This window comes from Pseudomonas sp. 3JA (assembly GCF_036961705.1).
GTDB lineage: Bacteria > Pseudomonadota > Gammaproteobacteria > Pseudomonadales > Pseudomonadaceae > Aquipseudomonas > Aquipseudomonas fluorescens_Q.
On record NZ_JBAMDJ010000032.1, the window covers coordinates 1 to 21436 of the forward strand.

18 protein-coding genes are annotated in these 21436 nt (G+C 60.5%); 13 read left to right on the forward strand and 5 right to left on the reverse strand.

Annotated elements, in window-relative coordinates; all coding sequences use genetic code 11:
* Positions 1–3: 3 nt before the first annotated feature.
* Complete coding sequence (locus tag V7773_RS22240) at positions 4–1995, reverse strand: sigma-54 interaction domain-containing protein (RefSeq protein ID WP_336075153.1); 1992 nt, start codon at positions 1993–1995, stop codon at positions 4–6.
* A 194-nt stretch (positions 1996–2189) separates the two neighbouring features.
* Between V7773_RS22240 and V7773_RS22245 the strand changes: the two genes are divergently transcribed.
* From V7773_RS22245 to V7773_RS22255, 3 genes are all read left to right on the forward strand, one after another.
* Entirely contained in the window at positions 2190–3212 is a 1023-nt protein-coding gene (locus tag V7773_RS22245) for a Gfo/Idh/MocA family oxidoreductase (RefSeq protein WP_336075154.1), read from the forward strand.
* Positions 3209–4000: a TIM barrel protein gene (locus V7773_RS22250; RefSeq protein WP_336075157.1), complete on the forward strand. Its 792-nt coding sequence runs from the start codon at positions 3209–3211 to the stop codon at positions 3998–4000. The genes V7773_RS22245 and V7773_RS22250 overlap by 4 nt, the downstream gene beginning before the upstream one ends.
* Positions 4001–4079: 79 nt before the next feature.
* Entirely contained in the window at positions 4080–5006 is a 927-nt protein-coding gene (locus V7773_RS22255) for a sugar ABC transporter substrate-binding protein (RefSeq protein ID WP_336075158.1), read from the forward strand.
* Between the two features lie 96 nt (positions 5007–5102).
* On the opposite strand, the gene V7773_RS22260 is transcribed toward V7773_RS22255, so the two are convergent.
* The 4 genes from V7773_RS22260 to V7773_RS22275 form a co-directional block, all read right to left on the reverse strand.
* Positions 5103–5864, reverse strand: coding sequence for an SDR family oxidoreductase (locus V7773_RS22260; protein WP_336075159.1), 762 nt, complete (start codon positions 5862–5864; stop codon positions 5103–5105).
* A gap of 34 nt (positions 5865–5898) precedes the next feature.
* Complete coding sequence (locus V7773_RS22265; RefSeq protein ID WP_336075161.1) at positions 5899–6726, reverse strand: DMT family transporter; 828 nt, start codon at positions 6724–6726, stop codon at positions 5899–5901.
* 68 nt (positions 6727–6794) lie between these two features.
* A complete protein-coding gene (gcvA, locus tag V7773_RS22270) occupies positions 6795–7700 on the reverse strand; it encodes a transcriptional regulator GcvA (RefSeq protein WP_336075162.1) in 906 nt (301 codons plus the stop codon).
* 335 nt (positions 7701–8035) lie between these two features.
* Positions 8036–9001, reverse strand: a complete 966-nt coding sequence (locus V7773_RS22275; RefSeq protein WP_063321798.1) for a LysR family transcriptional regulator — start codon at positions 8999–9001, stop codon at positions 8036–8038.
* 295 nt (positions 9002–9296) lie between these two features.
* Between V7773_RS22275 and argH the strand changes: the two genes are divergently transcribed.
* The 10 genes from argH to V7773_RS22325 all read left to right on the forward strand — a co-directional run bounded on the left by argH (position 9297) and on the right by V7773_RS22325 (position 21386).
* Positions 9297–10724 (forward strand): argininosuccinate lyase, encoded by a 1428-nt coding sequence (argH, locus tag V7773_RS22280; protein ID WP_063321799.1) that lies wholly within the window; start codon positions 9297–9299, stop codon positions 10722–10724.
* 140 nt (positions 10725–10864) lie between these two features.
* The gene (locus tag V7773_RS22285; protein ID WP_063321800.1) at positions 10865–11743 is read left to right on the forward strand and encodes an amino acid ABC transporter permease; all 879 of its coding nucleotides are present in this window, start codon (positions 10865–10867) and stop codon (positions 11741–11743) included.
* 10 nt (positions 11744–11753) lie between these two features.
* Entirely contained in the window at positions 11754–12518 is a 765-nt protein-coding gene (locus V7773_RS22290; protein ID WP_008001408.1) for an amino acid ABC transporter ATP-binding protein, read from the forward strand.
* A gap of 39 nt (positions 12519–12557) precedes the next feature.
* Positions 12558–13382, forward strand: coding sequence for an ABC transporter substrate-binding protein (locus V7773_RS22295; protein WP_063321801.1), 825 nt, complete (start codon positions 12558–12560; stop codon positions 13380–13382).
* Between the two features lie 150 nt (positions 13383–13532).
* Positions 13533–14381 (forward strand): polysaccharide deacetylase family protein, encoded by an 849-nt coding sequence (locus V7773_RS22300; protein ID WP_063321802.1) that lies wholly within the window; start codon positions 13533–13535, stop codon positions 14379–14381.
* Entirely contained in the window at positions 14374–15261 is an 888-nt protein-coding gene (locus V7773_RS22305; RefSeq protein WP_063321803.1) for a polysaccharide deacetylase family protein, read from the forward strand. Before V7773_RS22300 ends, V7773_RS22305 begins: the two co-directional genes overlap by 8 nt.
* Positions 15258–16649 (forward strand): MmgE/PrpD family protein, encoded by a 1392-nt coding sequence (locus tag V7773_RS22310; protein WP_336075170.1) that lies wholly within the window; start codon positions 15258–15260, stop codon positions 16647–16649. Before V7773_RS22305 ends, V7773_RS22310 begins: the two co-directional genes overlap by 4 nt.
* A 20-nt stretch (positions 16650–16669) precedes the next feature.
* On the forward strand, positions 16670–17848 hold the full coding sequence (locus V7773_RS22315) for an MFS transporter (protein WP_336075173.1): 1179 nt from the start codon (positions 16670–16672) through the stop codon (positions 17846–17848).
* A 156-nt stretch (positions 17849–18004) separates the two neighbouring features.
* Positions 18005–18445, forward strand: a complete 441-nt coding sequence (locus tag V7773_RS22320; RefSeq protein ID WP_092142391.1) for a hypothetical protein — start codon at positions 18005–18007, stop codon at positions 18443–18445.
* A 31-nt stretch (positions 18446–18476) separates the two neighbouring features.
* The gene (locus V7773_RS22325) at positions 18477–21386 is read left to right on the forward strand and encodes a DUF4132 domain-containing protein (RefSeq protein WP_336075175.1); all 2910 of its coding nucleotides are present in this window, start codon (positions 18477–18479) and stop codon (positions 21384–21386) included.
* Positions 21387–21436 lie beyond the last annotated feature (50 nt).

Sequence of the window (21436 nt, forward strand, 5' to 3'; positions counted from 1 at the left end):
CCACTAAGAACGGAACGCATCAACCTTGAGCCCAAACCGACTCATCTTGTTGTACAACCCGCCACGCGACACATTCAGCCGTTGAGCAGCCAGGCGGATGTTTCCGCGCGTGTCTTTAAGGGCGGCGATAATGGCATTCATCTCATGGGTGCCCAGGTCCGGCGTCATCCGCGGCCCGGCGGCACTTCCCCATGTCGATGGGCGCCCTCGCTGCCTGATTTCCAGGGCAAGATCGCTCGGCTCGATCAGTTCGGTCATCGCCAGGTTGGTCGCCCGCTCAATGACATTTTCCAGCTCACGGACATTGCCTGGCCAGTGATAGGCGCCAAGCATGTCCAGCGCCGCAGGCGAAAGGTCCTGCATCGACTTGCGTAGCGACCGCGCGCACCGCGCGAGAAAATGCCGCGCGAGCAACGGTACATCTTCGCGGCGCATCCGCAGTGGCGGCACCGTCAGGTTCAGCACGTTGAGCCGGTAGTAAAGGTCCTCCCGAAAGGCGCCTTCGGCCACGGCCTGGCTCAGGTTGCGATGGGTGGCGGCGATGATGCGCACGTTGACCCGCAGCGATTTTTTCGCCCCCACCCGTGTCACCTCGCCTTCCTGCAGGACACGCAACAGGCTGACCTGCGCATCAAAGGACATGTCACCGATTTCATCGAGGAAGATCGTCCCACCATCGGCCAATTCGAACTTGCCTGCCGACCCACCACGCGCCGCGCCGGTGAAAGCGCCTTCGACATGTCCAAACAGTTCGCTCTGCACCAGGTCACGGGGAATGGCGCCGCAATTAACCGCCACAAAAGGCCCGCCACAACGGTCACTGCCATTATGGATAGCCTGGGCGAACAGCTCCTTGCCAGTGCCGCTCTCACCGAGGATCAGCGTGGTCGAATCACTGCGACTGGCAACCCGCGCCAGGTGCAGTGCATCCTCAATCGCCTGTGAACGGCCGAGGATGGTTTCGAAGGTGTAGCTGGCCTGGGTGCCAATGATCCGCCGGGTGATTTCGCGGATGCGTCGGTTCTCGCGCAACGATACAATCCGCCCGCCTTGCTCCAGCGGGCAGACCGACACCAGGCAGGCCAGATGGCTGCGGTCAGGCAATTCAAAGGTGCAGTCCAAGTCGCGCACGCCGTCCCCGCCCGCGAGCAGGACTGCATCGGTCAATTCGCTCTGGCCCAGGCTCTTGAACGGACTGCCGAGCAGGTCATGGCCGACGCGGAACAGTTGTCGAGCGTAATGGTTGAGGGCCTTGATGCGGCCCTGCTCATCCAAAACCACCAAGCCCTCGTTGAGCACCTCAAGGACTGTCTGTTGTTCTTCCAGCAAGGCTTGCAGCGCCATCTGCCTGGAGACCGCCTCGGCCGCAGCCTGGACGGTGCCCAACGTATGGAAATGAAACCAGCCGGGCTCTGCCGTCAAGGTCAACATACCCAGCGTCCGGCCTTGGGCATCGCGGATTGGCGCGGCGGCGCAATGCATCCGGCGCTGGCGCAGGCCAAGCCCGAAGTTCTCCTCGGCCAGCACATACACCAAACGGTCTTCGACAATAGCCAGCCCGGTGCAGTTGGTGCCCTGTACCGACTCCAGCAATCGACTGCCGATGGGTGTGAGGTCCAGGCCACAGAAATACAACGTCGTGCCTTCGGCATCGGTCAGGTTGATATGGCCCCTGGGGTTATAGGCGAGCAAACCGCGCATGACTTGCGCCGCAGCGGCGATCAGCACCCGGTTGGCGGCCAGTGTCGCGGTCAGGTCGGCAGGCGCGACAAAACGGTACTCGCCGTCTTCTGGGTCGAGGCCGGCATGGACGCTGCGCAACCAGGATTCCCAAATCACCCGGCGGATCCCCGCAGGCCGTTCGATAGCTCCCTGCAAACACGCGCGCCAAGCCTCATCCAGCGCAGTGCCTGGCCCTTGGTTCAACGACGCGGGGCCCAGCGTGGTGAGGTAGTCACGGTCTTCGGCACTCAATGCTGCAGGTTGCTGGTTCATTATTCGGCCACATGTCCATATTTTCGACATGTCAGTATAGACATGTCATTTAAATGAACATGACTTTGAATAAAGCCAAATAAATTTCCTTTAATATCAACCAGTTAATTATTGGCACAGCGCTTGCTCCCTGCTTGCACAGACGAGGACATTCTTACCGCCGAGTCGCTAAAACAATAAAGGGAGTCATGTTCATGAGCACATCCAAGACCCTTCGCCTTGGCCTCATCGGCGCCGGCCGCATGGGCAGTTTTCACGGCCTGACCGCCGCCCGGCACATCCCCGGCGCCTGCCTCGCCGCCATCGCCGACCCTACGCCCGGCCAAGCCGCACGCTTGGCGGCAGAACTGGACGTGCAGAAGGTCTATACCGACCCACAGCAATTACTCGATGACCCGGACATCGACGCCGTGCTGATCGCCGCCCCGGCACGCAGCCATGCCGAGTTGGTGATCAGTGCGGCCCGGGCCGGCAAAGGCGTGTTCTGCGAAAAACCGATGGCCATCACCCTCGACGAGGCCGACCGCGCCATCGCCGCCGCTGCCGATGCTCGGGTGACGCTACAAGTCGGCTTCAACCGCCGCTTCGCCAGAAGCTTCCGCACCGCCCACCTGGACGTGGTTGCCGGCCGGATCGGTACGCCACAACTGCTGCGCTCGTTGACCCGCGACCCAGCGCTGAACAACCCGGCTGCGTCACCACAATGGGTGATCTTCCTGGAAACCCTGATCCATGACTTCGACACCCTGCGCTACCTGAATCCGGGCGCCGAGGCGGTTGAGGTTTTTGTGATGGCCGATGCCCTGATCGCACCGGCCTACAAGGCCAAAGGGTTTCTCGACACTGCGGTGGTCACGATCCGTTTCGATAACGGCGCCATTGCCACGGCCGAGGCCAATTTCCAGGCCGTGTATGGCTACGACGTCCGCGGCGAAGTATTCGGCAGCGCTGGCATGCTGACCATGGGCAACGTCAACGACTCCGACTTGCTGCGGTACCTGGCCAATGGAGTCCAGGCCGATACCCAGCGCATGGACACCGACCTGCTGCGGGATGCCTATGTGGCCGAGCTCAACCACTTCGCCAACTGCGTGCGCAGTGGAAAAAAACCTCTCGCCAGCGGTGAAGACGCGCGGGCGGCACTGGCCATTGCCCGTGCCTGTATCGAATCCTTCCAACAGGGCAAAGCGGTGCGCGTGCAAGGAGCCCGGTCATGAGTTTCATCCCGTTCAAACTGGCGATCAGCGCCGAAATGGTCTTCCTCGACCTGCCCTTCATCGAGCGTGTCAAACGCATTCATGCCCTGGGCTTCAGCGTCGAGATATGGAACTGGACGACCAAAGACATCCAAGCCCTCGCAGCGAGCGGCGCGGACTTCACCTCCATGACCGGCTACATCTCAGGCAACCTGACCGATCCCGAGGGCATCCAGCAACTGCTCGACAGCGCCCAGGAATCCTTGGCCGTCGCCGCTCAATTGGGCTGCCCCAGCCTGAACCTGCATGGCACCGGCCTGGGTGACCAGGGCCTGCCGGTCAAACCCGTGGCCCAGACCACCGGGCGCATGTGGTTAAGCGCCTGCAAGACGCTGGAAAAAATCGCCCGCCTGGGCGAAGACGCCGGTCGGGTTTTCCTGCTGGAAAACCTCAACACCGCAGTCGACCACCCGGGTACGCCGTTCGCCCGCGCTGACGATACCTTGGCGCTGATCGAAGCCGTGGGCAGCCCGCACCTGAAGATGAACCTGGACCTCTATCACGCACAGATCGGCGAAGGAAACCTGATCGAACTGATCCAGCGCGCCGGCAACGCCATCGGCGAAATCCAGGTCGCCGATGTGCCGGGGCGCATGGAGCCCGGCACCGGTGAAATCCACTATCCCGCCATTGCCAAGGCCTTGTTCGGCATGGGATACAGCGGTGTCGTCGGCCTCGAAGGCTGGGCCAGCGGTGACAGCGAGGTCGCGCTGGAGCGTTTCCGGCAGGCCTTCACGCTTGATGGATAAAGGCGCGCCGAATTCAAAAGTGCGGCAGATTTTCATCTCTTGGTGACGTACAACTCATAACAACAAAAGGACAATCATCATGCGTCGTTGCACACTGCTTTTCGCCACCCTGCTGTTGCTGTTCAGCCAATGGGCCGCCGCCGACTACCGCATCGGCGTCAGCATCGCCAGGGTCGACGACAACTTCATGACCTACGTGCGTAACGGCCTGGACGAGGCCGCGAAAAAGGAAAACGTGCAGATCCAGTTCGAGGACGCCCAAGGCGATGTGGTGCGCCAACTCAACCAGGTCCAGGGCTTTATCAACCAGAAAGTGGATGCGGTGATTGTCCTGCCGGTGGACACCTCCGCCACGGCCAATATCACCCGCGCCGCGGTCGAAGCGAAGATGCCGCTGGTCTACGTCAACCGTCACCCGGACGAGCGCACCTTGCCCAAGGGCGTCGTCACGGTCGCGTCCAATGACATCGAGGCCGGACAGCTGCAGATGCGCTACCTGGCCGAAAAGCTCGGCGGCAAGGGCAACCTCGCGATCATCATGGGCGACCTGGCGCAAAACGCCACCCACGACCGCACCGAAGGCGTCAAACAGGTGCTCAAGGACTACCCGGGAATCAAGATCGTCGAACAGCAAAGTGCCGAGTGGCAGCGCAACAAAGGGATGGACCTGACCAGTAACTGGTTGCTGGCGGGCAGTCGGTTCGACGCCATCGTCGCCAACAACGACGAGATGGCCATCGGTGCGGCCATGGCCTTGCAGCAGGCCGGCAAGGCCAAGGGCGAGGTCGCCATCGTCGGGATCGACGGCTTGCCCGACGGCCTCGCGGCGATCAAGCGCGGGATGCTGGTCGCCTCGGTGTTCCAGGATCCCAAGGCCCAGGCGACCAGCGCGGTACAGGCAGCGCTCAAGATGATCAAGGGGGAGCCGGTGGAAACGGACGTCTGGGTGCCCTTTCAGTTGATCAAGCCTGAGCAGTTGGCGGTGTTTGAGCAACATTACAAGTAGCGATAGGCCCCTCATTTCGCCGCGATCCCGACAAGGGATTAGCGGCGACTTGCAAGCCCAAATCCTATTCTCTGCAGGACGACCTCGCTAGCCGGTCTACTTCCCTCCGGTCACATCCAGAAAGGTGCCCGTCACAAACGAAGCCTGCGGCCCCGCCAACCAGAGAATGGCCCGCGCCACCTCCTCCGGCTGGCCGCCACGCCCCATCGGGATCGTCTCCTTCACCCGGTCGACTCTGCCCGGCTCTCCGCCACTGGCATGCATCTGGGTGTAGATATGCCCGGGTCGAACGCAGTTGACCCGAATCCCCTCCCGAGCCACTTCCTTGGCATAACCGGTCGTGAACGTTTCAACCGCCCCCTTGGACGCTGCGTAGTCCACGTATTCATTCGGGCTACCGAGGCGGGCTGACGCCGAAGAGATATTGATGACGGCACCGCCACGCCCGCCATAACGGTAGGCCATGCGCCGGGTCGCGTGTTGCGCGCAGAGCATCGGGCCCAAGGTGTTGACCGCAAAGATTCGCTGCATGCGCTCGAAGCCAAGATCTTCCAAGCGAGATTGGCGTGCCAATATCGAAGCGTTGTTGACCAGCACATCGAGTCGTCCGAAGCGCAGGTCAAGGGTGGCGAAGAGTTCGGCGACCTGGGCTGGGTCGGCGTTATCGGCACGTACCGCCAAGGCACGGCTCCCCTTGGCCTCGACTTGCGCTGCCACCGCCAACGCCGACGCCTCATCGGCGATGTAGGTCAGCACGACGTTGTAACCTTGCTCAGCGGCCAGCAGGGCCGTCGCCGCCCCGATCCCGCGCCCGCCTCCGGTGATCAGGATCACAGGGTTTTGCGAACGGTCATTCATGGTCAATCCTCACAGCCCAATGAAAAAAGTGGCGTCAACCGATAACCAGCGTACCGAGCGCAATAACGGCGCATGCCAGCAGCTTGCGCAAGGTCAATGCTTCGCCAAGAAAGGCGTACCCGATCAACGCGGCGAACATGACACTGGTTTCCCGCAGGGCGGACACCGCCCCCATCGGGGCATGGGCCATGGCATAGATCACGACGCCGTAGGCCAGCAATGAAACCAACCCGCCAGCGAAGGCTGCGGCGATACCTGGCCGCCAGGCAAAGAGGCTGCTGGCACCTCGCAGTCCGATATAAACCAGGGGCATCATCACGCCCCACAACAGGCACATCCATGCGGTGTAGGCCATTGGCGCCCCGGAGAGGCGAACACCCATGCCATCGACGACGCTGTAAGCGGCAATGAAAAAACCGGTTCCCAGTGCGTAGCGCAAGTCAGGTAACGCCCGCCGGCGCCCGGTATAAGCCAGCGAGAGGATTCCGGTCGACACCAACGCAATACCTAGCAGTCCACTCGGCGCCACCCGCTCACCCACGAACAGCGAAGCGGCCAGGACGATCAGGACCGGGGATACACCGCGGGCGATTGGATAGGTCTGGCCCAGGTCGCCGGACTTGTAACTGCGTACCAGGAACAGGTTGTAACCCACGTGCAATACAGCGGAGAGTCCGACGCAGAACCAGCTGGCACGGGCGGGCGGCGCCAGCAGCGCCGCCACGATGACGCTCGCCAAGGCTATCGCCACGCACATGATGGTCATGGACCACAAACGGTCGGTGCCCCCGCGCAGCATGGCATTCCAGCTGGCATGCAGCAGCGCGGCGAACAAGACGAGGCAGATGATGTGTAAAGGCATGCATCATCCTAGACCGATCGAGTAGCGCCAAAAAAGCAAAGTCTCTTCATCCCGGCATGAAGAAAACCTCATGCATAAGCGTGCTGCGCGTCCAGGGCCTGGGTAACCAGCCAACGACGAAAGTGGGTGATATGAGGCTGGGTCTCGATCCCCTTGGGGCATACGAAGTAATACGCCAGGGGCGATGCACACGGCAGTTCGAAAAGCCTTTCAAGACGGCCGTCATTGAGTTCGGCTTCGACATGCCCGCTGCGTGCCAGCGCGATCCCTTGTCCCAGGAGCGCCGCCTCGATGGTCATATTGGTATCTGCGTAGCGAATGCTTTCCTTCAAGCTCGTGACCTCGACGCCCACCTGGGCAAACCACTGCTCCCATTTCGGCACCAACGCTGCGCCATCGCGCGTAAGCAGCGGATAGCGCAGCAATTCGGCGGCCGTTTGAGGCGTACCAAAGCGTGCAAGCAACGTCGGGCTGGCGACTGGGAAAATCTGCTCGCGGAACAGAAACTCTGAAAACAGCGAAGGAAAATGCCCGTTGCCCAGGCGGATAGCCACGTCCGGGTCTGTCGTCGAGAAATTAATGGGGCTATCGGTACTGTCCAAGGTAAGCAGAATTTCCGGATGCGCTTGCGCCAGATCAGGCAGCCTGGGCAGCAACCACTTCAAGGCGAAAGAATAGGTCGTGCTCACGCTCAGCCGCTGCCGCCCGTTCTGCTCGCGCAGATCGGCCAAGGTGGCCTCGAGCTTCATGAAGAACTCCCGCACGATGGGCGCAAGCGCTGCGCCTGCCGAGGTCAGGTGCAGCGAGTTGCCGCGATGAAACAGTTGCAATCCCCAGAGCTGTTCCAAATGCTTGAGCTGGTGGCTCACGGCGCTCTGTGTGACATGCAACTCCTCTGCTGCCGCGGTGAACGTGGCGTGCCGGGTAGCGGCTTCAAAGGCGCGCAGGCTCGAAGAAGGAGGGAGGTTTCGCATGATGGGCCCTTCTATGAGTAAACGCTCATGCTAGCGCCTTTGCATCGCTCGTTGTAGGCACACTGTTCGTCGAGCGCTTAGTTAAGTTCTCGACGGTTTCTTCTTCAAGCTTTCGGGGATGTCAGCGCACAGACCGTCCATGAACAGGTCCATCAGTCTGGGAGAGCCGACTTCTCCGTGCCTTGACTGGCAACAATCAGCTGTAGACTCAATCGGTCGACGCAACAGAGGCCGAATAGAACGGCGTTAGTACTGCTGTAAATGCTGGGCCTTTACGCTTGGTCAATCGTTGTTGTTCGTAACCGGTGCTCGTTAGTGTTTAACGCGAAAAACATTCATACCGGGACTTTTAAGTCCACGCCCAATGCCAGAGCAAATGCCTTGACCAGGGGGCTGCGCACTATGTTATGGCGCAGTATCAGACTGAACGGCGTGACGATGTTGAACAGGTCCGGGCGCACCGCGCGAAACTCGCCCCGCGCGACCATCGGCGCGGCGTAATGCTGGGGCAGGAAGCCCAGGAAACACCCTGTTTTGATCAGCAGTGCAACGGCCTCCACCTGGGTTGCCGAGGCGGAAAAGCTGTCGTAGTGGGCAAATTTCAATTTGTCGCGATGAATCGCGTAGCGATGGTTGATGCACTCGTAATCCTTGAGCACATTTTCCCCCAAGTCCGCGTCCGCCATGGAGAACAGCGGGTGGCCGAGCGCGCAATAAACCTCCGAGCGCTCTTCGTATAACGCGTAGTAATCGAACTCTTCGCGCTTTTGATAAATCGGCACAATTCCCGCCACCAATCGCCCCTCGACGACACCTCTTTCAACCTCATCAAGTTGCGTGGCCTGAAGTTGAAACCTGACCTTGGGCGACTGTTCATTTATATGCTTAAGCGCGGCAACTAACGGCGAATTGGAATCAGAGATCGTATTATCAATAACTCCCACGCCAAGATCGCCGACAAGTTCATTTTGTGCGGAACTAAGACGATCGCGGAAATTGTCAACCGAGGCAAATAAATCTATTGACGCCTGATATACCAGACGCCCTTCTTCTGTCAGGTGAAACCCCTCTCGCCCCCGCGTGCAAAGGCGCATGCCGATACGGATTTCCAGATCGGAAATCTGTTTGCTAATGGCTGCCAACCCTACATTCAGCTCATTTTGCGCAGCACTGAAGCCTCCTGCCTCGACCACGGCCTTAAACACCTTGAGCAGTTTGAAGTCCAGCCCACTCAGGGCTAACGGTGCCCGTTGCAGCGGTTTCGGCGGCGGGTTTCCGGAATTGGAAAGTGGGGTTTCCATAATGCTTATTTACCTCTGGTGCCCTATCCAACAGTCTGTGTCCAACAACAAAAAATATAGCTGGCCTAATAATAATGAACACAGAAAACCAGCCTTGGCAACCGCCAATAAATCCCAGGCATCCATGCCAAACCACTGATCTCGAAACATTAAAAGCTGACACTTCGATCAGCTCTCGCTCCGTTGCAACTGCCCCTTGAAAACTGCTCTGGCCCGATTTCGCACGCCTATTTTTCAGCGACGTTTGGGCCCGGATTACCCATTTCAGTTCGCGTTACTGACGAGGAAAACAACAATGGCCCAAACCACCGACCGTCTCTGGGGTGCTCGCTTCAAAAGCGGCCCTTCCGCAGCCCTGGCGGCCCTCTCCCGTTGCCCTGAGCGTTACTTCCGACTTACCCCGTATGACCTCGCCGGCTCCAAGGCCCATGCCCGGGAATTGCAGCGCGCCGGACTACTGAGCGAGCAAGAAACCCTGACCATGCTCGACGCCCTGGAACGCATCGGCGCGGACTACCGCGCTGGCGGCATCGCCCCGACCCTGGATGACGAAGACGTCCACACCTTTATCGAGCGCCTGCTGACAGAACGCCTCGGCGCCCTCGGTGGCAAGCTGCGTGCCGGTCGTTCGCGCAACGACCAGACCGCCAACGACCTGCGGCTGTTCCTGCGTGACCACGTGCGCACCCTGGCCGTTGAAGTGCTGGGTTTGCAGCAGGCACTGGTGGACCAGGCCGAGCAACACATCGAGAGTATTTGCCCCGGCTTCACCCACCTGCAACAGGCACAACCGATCGTGTTCGCTCATCACCTGCTGGCCCACGCCCAGTCGATGCTGCGCGACGTACAGCGCCTGGTGGACTGGGACGTGCGTACATCACTGTCGCCACTGGGTGCGGCGGCCATGGCTGGCTCGGCTATCGCGCGTCTGCCTCAGCAATCGGCAAAGGAAATGGGCTATAGCGGTGTTTGCGAAAACTCCATCGACGCCGTTGCCAGTCGCGATCACGTCGCCGAGTTCCTGTTCATCGCCAGCATGCTCGGCATCAATATCTCGCGCCTGGCCGAAGAGTTTTGCCTGTGGTCGTCGCGGCAGTTCCGCTGGGTCGCGCTCGATGACGCCTACGCCACCGGCAGTTCGATCATGCCGCAGAAAAAGAATCCAGACATCGCCGAACTGGCACGGGGCAAGGCGGGACGCCTGATCGGCAACCTGACCGGTCTGCTGTCCACCCTCAAATCCTTGCCACTGTCCTACAACCGCGACTTGAGCGAAGACAAGAACGGCGTGCTCGATAGCGTCGACACCCTGTTGCTGGTGCTGCCGGCCATGGCCGGAATGGTTGCGACCATGAAAGTCAACGTCGAAGAACTGCGTCGCCAGGCACCGCTGGGCTTCACCCTCGCCACCGAAGTCGCCGATTGGCTGGCAGTGCGCGGCGTGCCGTTCAAGGAAGCTCACGAGATCACCGGCGCGTTGGTCCAGGCTTGCGAGAAAAACGATATCGAATTGTGGGAAGCCTCCCCCGCACTGCTGGCGGAAATCGACCCGCGCCTCACACCGCAAGTGCGCGAAAGCCTGACCCTCGAAGCCGCCATCGCTGCCCGTAGCGGCTGGGGCGGGACCGCGCCACAACAGGTGCGCGAACAGATCGGCCGGTTGAAAACCGCCCTCGCCGCCCAGCAGCAATGGACCGAGGACTATCAGGGCTTCCGCCTCTGAAGCGGCACACAAAACCTGTGGGAGCGAGCTTGCTCGCGATTACGGCTTCACCTTCAACATCAACGTGGACTGACCCACCGCTATCGCGAGCAAGCTCGCTCCCACAGCGATAGCGCCGAAACCGAGTACGGAGAACCACCATGAGCCAGACACAGGCAGAACGACTCCAGGCGGAGCGCAAGCTGGCGGAAAACCAGTTCGACATCACCCAGTACGATCATGTGCCCCGGCGCTACTACGGGCGGATCTTCTTCGCCACGGTGATCGTCATCGCACTCATCGGCCTGGTGCGCGCCTTCGCCGAAGGCAAGATCGAATGGTCGTACATCGGCCAGTTCCTGACCTCCCAGGCGATCATGTGGGGCCTGCTCAACACCGTCGTCATGGCGGTGCTGGCGATGGCGCTGGGGATCGTGTTCGGTGTGATCACCGCGATCATGCGCATGTCGGCCAACCCGATCCTGCGCTATGTGGCGCTGATCTACACCTGGCTGTTTCGCGGTACGCCGCTGATCCTGCAACTGCTGTTGTGGTTCAACCTGGCGCTGATCTTCCCCACCATCGGCATCCCCGGCCTGTTCGAAATGGACACCGTGAGCCTGATGACCCCATTCGTGGCGGCCCTGCTTGGCTTGAGCATCAACCAAGGTGCCTACACCGCTGAAGTGGTGCGTGCCGGTCTACTCTCGGTGGACACCGGGCAGTATGAAGCCGCGAAGTCGATCGGCATGCCGCGCCTGCAAGCGCTGCGTCGAATCATCCTGCCCCAGGCCATGCGCATCATCATTCCACCGGTGGGAAACGAGTTCATCGGCATGGTGAAAATGACCTCGCTGGCGAGCGTCATCCAATACTCGGAACTGCTCTACAACGCCCAGAACATCTACTACGCCAACGCCCGCGTGATGGAGCTGCTGATCGTCGCCGGCATCTGGTACCTGGCCACCGTCACCGTCCTGTCCTTTGGTCAGAGCCGCCTGGAGCGTCGTTTCGCCCGCGGCGCCGGCAAGCGTTCCTGAGGAGTTCCACATGAGAAGCATCGTCAAGGCCGTGAGCCTGAATAAATACTACGACCAGTTCCACGCGCTCAAGGACATCAACATCGAAGTCGAGCAAGGCGAAGTGCTGTGCATCATCGGCCCGTCCGGCTCGGGAAAAAGCACCTTGCTGCGCTGCGTCAACCAGTTGGAAAAAATCGACAAGGGCGGCCTGTGGGTCGACGGCGAACTGGTGGGCTACCGGATCGTCGGTAACAAGCTGCACGAACTCAACGAAACGCAGATCGCCCGCCAGCGGCTGTCCACCGGCATGGTGTTTCAACGGTTCAACCTGTTCCCGCACATGACCGTGCTGCAGAACATCATCGAAGGACCGTGCCAGGTGCTCAAGCGCTCACCCAAAGAGGCAAATGAGGAAGCGCTGGAGCTGCTCGCCCGCGTCGGCCTGGCCGACAAGCGCAACAGCTACCCGATCGAGCTTTCGGGCGGCCAGCAGCAACGCGTCGCCATCGCTCGTGCATTGGCCATGCGCCCCAAGCTGATGCTGTTCGATGAACCCACTTCGGCACTCGACCCGGAACTGGTCGGTGAGGTGCTGTCGGTGATGCGCGATCTGGCGCAGACCGGCATGACCATGATCGTCGTCACCCATGAACTGGGCTTCGCTCGCGAGGTTTCCAACCGCATGGTGTTCATGGACGGCGGGCAAATCGTGGAGGCTGGAAGCCCCGAAGAAATACTAATAAGTCCGCAAAACCCTCGCACCCAAAGCTTCATTTCTGCCGTTCGAACCTAAGCGCCCGTTGGCGCTCACAACACTCAAAAGAGAACGACCATGAAGAACTTCGTTATTCCAGCATTGCTCGCAGGCGTTATGGCATCCGGCGTCACCGTCGCCACTGAATTGCCGGCCAGTATCAAGGCCAAGGGCGAGATCGTCGTAGCGATCATGCCGAACTACCCGCCGATGGATTTCAAGGACCCGGCCACCAACACCCTCACCGGTCTGGACTATGACCTGGGCAATGCCCTGGCCGAACGCCTGGGCGTGAAGATCAAATGGCAGGAAACCGGCTTCGAACAAATGATCAACGCCCTGACCACCGACCGCGTGGACATGGTGCTGTCGGGCATGACCGACACCGCCGAACGTCAGGCCAGCGTGACCTTCATCGACTACTTCACCAGCGGTCCGCAGTTCTACACCCTGCAGAAAAACAAGGACACCAACGAGATCGTCGACCTGTGCGGCAAAAAAGTCGGCACCAGCCGCCGCACCACCTTCCCGACGGAAATCGCCGAGTGGAGCAAGGCCAACTGTGAAGCCGCCGGCAAGCCTGCGATCAATGTGATCGGCACCGAAGGCTCGGCCGATGCCCGTGCGCAACTGCGCCAGAGTCGCATCGATGCGGCCATGCAGGGCAGCGAAACCCTGCCCTACCTCAAGACCCAGGAAAAGGACATGTACAAGACCGTGGGCCTGCCGATCTCCGAGCAGTTCAGTGGGATGGGCGTGAGCAAGAAAAAACCCGAGCTCAGCGAAGCGGTGAAGGTTGCGCTGCAGAGCATGATCGATGACGGCAGCTACCAGGCGATCCTTAAAAAATGGGACTTGGAACTGGGTGCAATCAAGACCGTGACCATCAACGCCGGGAAGTAACCGCGCAACGTCCCCTAATCCAATGAGGGAGCGGGCTTGCTCGCGAAAGCGATGAAGCCGGCGCAGATGTGAGTGTGCCGACTTCATCGCGAGCAAGCTCGCTCCCACAGGGATAGGTTGTGTATTTGAAAGATTATTGGAGCACTACAGATGTCCTCCTCGCCCCAACCCACCTGGCCTGACAAATACAAGGCCTGCCTGGCCCTGGCCTTCGACCTCGATGGCCCGACCGGTGACGCCATGCTCAACGGCTCGATCTGGCGCAAGCCCGAGTACTTCGGTTTCGGTGGCTATGGTCCTTACCGGGCGCTACCACGCCTGCTCGATCTGCTCGACGAGTTCCGTATCCCGACGACATTCTTCGTGCCGGCCTGGGTCGTAGAGAACTGGCCGATACAGTGCCAGGCGATTGTCGAACGCGGGCATGAGGTGGCTTATCACGGCTACAAACACGAATCTTTTTACGCCCTGACGCTGGATCAGCAAAAAGAGGTGATGAACACCTCCCGCGAGGTGTTCTGGAAACACCTGAACATTCGCGCAGAAGGTTTTCGGACGCCGTCCGGCGACTGGCGTGCCGAAACCCCGGCCATGCTGGTGGAGGCCGGTGTTACCTATTCCAGCAGCATGCGTGGAGACGATCGACCGTACTTGGTGAACGTGCCGGGGTTCGATACGCCGCTGGTGGAAATCCCTGGCCGCTGGGAAATGGACGACTACGCCTCCCTCGCCTATACCCGCGCGCCGAACTTCCCTTGCGGGCTGGACCGCACGGCCAGCTACGCGCTGACCTTGGATAACTGGTGCCGCGAATACGACGGCGCGATGGGCGAAGGCTTATGCCTGACCACCCTGTTCCACCCCAAGATTACCGGTAAGCCGGGGCGCATCCTGCTGCTGGAAAAACTCTTCGAACACATGCGCCAGCGCGACGACGTATGGTTCGCCACCTGCCGCGACGTCGCCCAGTGGTGGCTAAAGGAGCATCACCATGGCTGATCTCACTCCCTGGCCGAAAGGTTATCGCTGCGCCGTGGTACTGACCGTCGATTACAACGACATCCACGGCATCCTGACCCAGGCCCCGGAAGTCGCCGGACGTGACAAGACCTTGTCGGTATGGCGCTACGGCACCCAACGCGGCGTGGAGCGGTTGCTCGGCCTGTTCAAGGAACTCGAGGTCTTCAGCAGTTGGTTTGTCCCCGGCATCGTTGCGCAGGAAAACCCCGAACACATTCAGGCGATCCAGGCCGACGGCCATGAAATCGCCTGCGCTGGTTATCGTCATCAGGACTACGACACGCTGGACCTGGCCGCGCAAAGCGATGACATCGCCAAGGGCTGTGAGGCCCTGGCCGGACTGACCGGCCAGCGGCCGGTCGGCTTTCGAATCCCGGCGGGCAATGCCGCACCGGGGTTCATCGAGGCCTTGAAAGTCCAGGGCATCCGCTGGTCCTCGTCGTGGCGCGGCGATGACTTGCCATTCGCTCACCCAACTGCACCCAGCGTCATTGAACTCCCCCTGCATCATGAACTGGAAGACGAGCCTTACTTCGCCTTCAACCTGAGCCCGGCGGTGCCGCCGGGGCAATCGCGGATCGCGTCCTACAGCCACACCTTGGGCAACCTGCAGATGGACTTCGCCGGGTTTCATCGCTTTGGCCTGTGCTACGTGCTTCGCCTCCACCCGGAAATCATCGCCACGCCGGGACGGATAGGCGTGTTGCGCGAGTTGATCGAGGGCATTCAACAGCACGATGACGTGTGGATCGCCACGGGTGCCGAGGTCGCGCAGTGGTGGGCAGAAACCGCAACGCCGGTCGCCGAGGATCATCCGGCGTCCGTTTACGAGCGACATTATCGGGATTACGTTTTATGAGCGAACGTCTGCAACGTCTGGCGCAATTCTGTGTGGACCTGCGGTTTGAAGATTTGCCTCCTGCATTGGTGGCGCAAGCCAAGCGGCACATTCTTGATACGTTCGGCGCGACGCTGGCCGGAGCCGATAGCGGTGTCGCAGAACAGGCGGGCAAGGTGTTTGTCGGTGAAACGGGTGAGGTGGCGGTTTGGGGCACTGATCTGCAGGTTAACGCGGCTCAGGCAGCAATGCTTAACGGTGTTGCCGCCCATGCCCTGGAGCTGGACGACACCGGTGGCTGCGATCATTCCGGTGCCGTTGTGCTCCCGGCGGTGATGGCGGCAGTTTCGCTGCTCGCGCGGCCAGTGAGTGGTCGTGAGTTCATCTGTGCCGTAGTGATCGGCTACGAAGTGGGCCGTCGGGTGCTCGAAGCATGCGGTGGCTATTCAGCCCACAACGGCGCCGGTTGGCATTCCACCGCGACCTGTGGAGTGTTCGGTGCGGCAGCAGCCAGTGCACGCATCCTGGGCCTGGATGCGCGGCAAACCCTCGCGGCGCTAGGCATTGCCGGCAGTTTCAGCGGTGGCCTGTGGGCCTTTATCCACGACGGTTCGCAGAGCAAGAAACTGCACAGCGGACGAGCCGCAGAAGGTGGGCTACTGGCGGCGCGGTTTGCCCAACAGGGCATCAGCGGGCCGACGCAGTTGTTCGATGAGGTCTGGGGTGGTTTTCTGAAAACCCTCGCCCCGGAGACCTCCATGCCCGAAGCGCTGGATGCGGACCTTGGTGTGGTCTGGAAGCTCGCCCGTTGCTCGATCAAACCCCATGCCTCCTGCCGCGGGACCCATTCGGCCATCGACGCTCTGGGGCTGCTGCTGGATCAACTGAATGCACGGGTCGACCAGGTCGAAGACGTGCAGGTACTGCTGAGCAGGTTTCTCCACAACATGTGTGGCGGTCAGGACGTCAGCACCCTTGCAGCCGCGCAAATGAGCCTGTCGTATGCCTTGGCCGCGCGGCTGGTGCAGGGGCATTGTCGATTGCAGGCTTTTGACGACTCGCAACGCAACGATCCGCATATGACCCAATGGCTGTCGCGCATTCACCTTGAAGTCGACCCGCGCCTGTCCGAGGATGGCGAGCCCGTGGTGACGCTGCGGACCGTGGATGGCCGGCAGGCGAGCTTGTGCGTGGAAGTACCATTGGGCGCGCCAGGCAATCCGCTGACTGATGTGGCTCTGGAGCAGAAGTTTTTCAGCTTGACGATGCCGGTGATGCCGCGGGAACAGGCTGAAGGACTACTGGAGCAACTGTGGCGTATTGAAGAACTGCAATCGGTACGCACACTGGATCGCTGGCTTGTCCGCGCTCGCAGCGACGCGGTATTGCGGCGAACGCCAAAAATCTGAATAAGGACATTTATAGCTCCGTGGCCACTTACTCGCTCGTTATCCGACGCTTGATGATCGTTTCACTGACCATCGTCGTCAGCCGCGCCATTACCAGTCCATTGCTCACGTTATTCCTGAGCAATAAGTTGGGCCTCAACCAACAGGATGTCGGCTTGCTGCTCGGTATCGCAGTGTTCATCGCCACCCTGTTGGCACTGTATGGTGGCTATGTCATCGACCGCCTGGAAAAGCGCCGCCTGCTGATCCTGGCGATGCTCTCCAGTGCCATCGGTTTCATCCTGCTGACCTTTGCCGAAAACCTCTACCTGACCACCATGACCGTGGTAATCACCGAGACCGCGTCAGCGCTGTTCCTTATCGGTTCGAAAGCGATCCTCAGCGAAAACCTGCCCATGGGCCAACGCGCCAAGGCATTTTCCCTGCGCTACACCCTGACCAACATCGGCTATGCCACCGGCCCCATGCTCGGCGTGGTGATTGCCGGTGTCTACCCGATTGCGCCGTTCCTGATCGCCGGTGGCATCGCGTTTTTCAGCATCTTCCTGATGACCGGAATCCCCAGGGATGCCGCTCTGACACCGGTCATTGGTCAACCGCCCAGTTTTCTCAAGACGCTGAAGACCCTGAAAAACGACCGCACCCTGATCATGTTCACCTGCGGCTGCCTGCTCAGCACCGTGGTGCACGGACGCTTTACCCTCTACTTGTCGCAATACCTGCTGGTGACCCACGACTCCAAACGCGCGCTGGACATCATGGCCGCCCTGCTCGCCTGCAACGCCGTCACCGTAATTCTGCTGCAATACCAGATCGGCCGGTTCCTCGATCGCGAGAAGCTGCGCTACTGGATTGCAGCGGGCACCAGCCTGTTCATTCTTGGCCTGATCGGCTTCAGCCTGGCAGACGACATCGTGAGCTGGTGCGTGGCAATGTTCATTTTCACCCTCGGTGAAATGATCATTTACCCGGCCGAATTCCTTTTCGTCGATACCCTGGCGCCGGAAGAGCTGCGCGGCAGCTACTACGGTGCTCAAAACCTGGCAGCTCTCGGCGGCGCCTTGAGCCCGGTGATCTGCGGATACCTGCTGATGCATACTCCGGCCCCCACGATGTTCTATGCGTTAAGCGCACTGACCGCCATGGGGGGCCTGCTGTGCTTCATGAGTGGTCGCAGGATGGCGATAGTGAAAAAGTAATCTGAGCCAGGCACCGTACGAAAAGTAATGTCGTAAACCACAACCTGTCAGGCTTCTATTACGACGCCCGAGCACGCGGCGCGATGAAGTTTATTGCCGGCCGGGATATGCTAAGGCGCCATCCGCCCGGCTGGCTTGGCTTGCAAGGAATGCGTCATGGAGTTCGTGGTTCATAGCTATTGCCTGAAAGGCGCACGCCAGGAGCCTTTGCTGCCCCCTGTCACCCTGACCCCGAGTTCGTTGACCTTGACGGTCGCCGAGCTCATCCGCCTGACCGTGGCCGAACAGATCGCCGCGTTGTCGGTCCAGCACTGGCTGGAACAAGCGTCGATGCGTGAAATGCTCGACCGCCAGTACCTGAACGAGCGGGACGTTCTTCGGCAAGCCCGTGAAGGTGCGGTTGTCATGCCTCAGGCCCGCGCGGCTCCAGACCTGGATGTCGGCGTTGAGGTCGAGCGAGCCCTGAAGGGGTTTGAAGCCCGTGCATTCCGCGTTCTGCACAACGGCGTCATGCTGCAAAGTCTCGATGAGACAATCGAATTGAGCCCCCCTTCCACGCTCACGTTTATCCGCCTGGTGCCGCTGATTGGCGGTTGATCCTCGTCGTTCACTTCCCTCGGATACCCTCATGCATTCACGCCGTCCTGTGCCCGAACAAGCCACACGCCTCGCTGCGCTGCGAGCATTCTGTGATAGCGCGTTGGATGACTATCCCGAGCTCAGCCAATACGACGAATTCGAGCCCGATTTCTGGGACGGCATCGACTGCCTGCGCATAGCCGATGATTGGGTCAGGCAGCATCCCCAGGAGGGGCCCAAGGCGCTGGCGGATGGTTTTGTGTTCCCGACCATTTGGGATGATCTGGAGGACCGTCGCGATCAACAGCGCTATGGCCTGCAATATCGACTCTGCGATGCGTGGATCACGGCTCACCCGGACGCCTATGCGCGGGAGCAGATCTGCGCGCGACTGCGGCACATGCTGCAATTCGCCTTAGAGGACAGTGACTATCCATTGCCCACTGACGAAGATGGCCCGGCCTATTACCGAAGACGTCCAGACCAGGCCTGGGCCTTCCCTGACGTCCCGGCGTGCATCAATCGCCTGAGTCATTACCCGTCCACCCCGGCCTGGCAGACCTTCGCCGAATGGTTGCTGGACGGCAGTTGGAACCGCGAGCAGCCCCCTTCAACGCCGGGTGGTGAACAAAGGACACTCGCCGATGCGTATATCTACGGGCACGAGGAAATCAGGCGCATCGCGTTGGGCCTGATGGAAGCGGGCCGCCTCGATTACCCGCGCTTCGTCCGGGCGGCCAATACCTGGGGCCGTGCCATGATGTTCTACTCAGACGACACCGGGCTGGACAGCGATGATGCGGACCTGGATCGGTACGCCGATGAAGATTTCGACGAAGACGACTCAAACGACGATGACCCGCAAGACATCGATGATGAGTCATCTCAGCCTGACGACGCCCCCGCCGAAGTGCCTTCGGAACTGGCGAACTTCACCGCTCGTTACGTCGAGGACGCCCTGGCTGGATTACCCGACAACGCCGCGAGGCTGGCTGACACCTTCCGCGCGGTCGAGGTGTATCAGACCCGCTGGTTGCTGCAGGCCTTGGCGGTCATCGAACGACTGGGCATGACGCCGGATGACTTCGACAGCTTCGGCGATACGGCCGCGGTGCTGCAATGCTTCCTGCTGCTCCAGGATTTGCCCAAAGACCAATCGGCAGCGCTGCTCGCGACGTTGTCCGGCTTTTCAAGAAACACCCTGCTGACCGCCCTGCCCTACGCCGGACAAGCCAGTCGGGTGGTGCTCGACGCACTCGGCTGGCGTGACCTGCAAGCGTTCCAGCGTGAATACCTGAACATTGCCCTGGCACCTCGATCCGGCTGGGGCACCGACCTGCCCAATACGCTGGATGAAACCGTGGGTGTGGTGGATCGCTACCTGCTGGACAAGGCGCTGGCCGAGGCCGACCCAGACCACCTGCGCGAGTACCTCGCGGCACTCGAACCCTCGCACTGGGCGTTTCCCGAGACGCGTGTGCTGCTCGACGCCTACCAGGGCATCGGTCGAGCGGCGCTGGAAAAGAAGTTGACCCGCCATGCACAGGCGGCCATGCGCATCTATGGTGTACTGCCCGTCAAGGATGCGGACGACGTACGCCAACGCTATCTGACACTCAAGAAACTGCACAAAGAGGTGCGCAAGTACGGCGCTGAACGCCAGGCCAACTCCCACGCAGCGGTGCAGGCAGGCCTGGAAAACCTGGCGCGTGTCGCCGGTTACCCCTCGGCGATTCGCCTGGAGTGGGCCATGGAATCGGAGATCGCCGAGTCCGCCCTGACAGCCGCCACCGTCGATGGCTATGACATCACCCTCGTCATCGACGGCTTGTCACCCACGTTGGCCATCTGCAAAGCCGGAAAGACACTCAAAACCGCGCCGCCTGCGGTGCGCAAAAACGCCGATTTCATCGCCCTCAAAACGCAGCAAACCCAGCTCAAGGAACAGATCGCCCGCTTCTGCCGCACCCTGGAAGCGATGATGAGCAGCGGCGAAACCCTGGCCCTGGACGACCTGAAGCCGCTGTTGAAAATGCCCGCCGTTCGCCTGCTGCTCGAACAGCTGATTGTGCAGGCCGACGACGCCGCGCTGGGCTGGCTCGATGCCGCGACGCTGACGGTGACTGACCTTGAAGGCCGCCAACACGTCGCTGAAAAGACTCTGCGTATCGCTCACCCTTTTCATCTGTTCACGGCAGGGCAACTGTCGGCCTGGCAGAAAGAAGTGGTGACCCATCGCCGCGTGCAGCCGTTCAAACAGGCCTTTCGCGAGCTGTACCTGCTGACACCTGCTGAGCGAGACACCGGCCTGTGGTCCAACCGCTTTGCCGGCCACCGCCTGAAAGCCAAAGTCGCCGCCCGGTTGCTACAGGTCCGCAACTGGTCGACCTCCAGCGTCGAGGACATCTATTACGAGAGCAAAGAGCACGGCATTTACGCCCTGTTCAACTTTCTGGATACCGGTCATTACCTCTCGGAAACAGAACACTTTACCTTCGACACGATTGCGTTCCACCGCGACCACAAAGCCCTACCCCTTGAGCAAGTACCGCCGCTGCTGTTCTCGGAAGTCATGCGTGACGCCGACCTGCTGGTCTCCGTGGCCCACGCCGCGGACGACTACAGCACCAGCCAAGAAACCCTGCAACGACGCGCCGAACTGGTCGGCGAGCTGATTCGAGGGCTAGGGTTGCAAAACGTTAAATGCGAAGGGCATTTTCTGCACGTGACCGGCCAGCGTGCGAACTACCGCATTCATTTGGGCAGCGCGGCCATCCACATCGAACCTGGCAACTATCTGTGCATCGTGCCCGCAGGCAGCAGCGTCACGGAGTTCTACCTGCCGTTCGCCGACACCGACAGGAAAATGGCCGAGGTGCTGAGCAAGATGTTTCTGTTGCTGGACGACATGAACATCACCGATAGCCTGATACTGGAGCAGATACAGCGCGGCGGCTGATGGTCAAGAAAATCGAATGACGTCATTCAAACATTGAGAACACATTCACC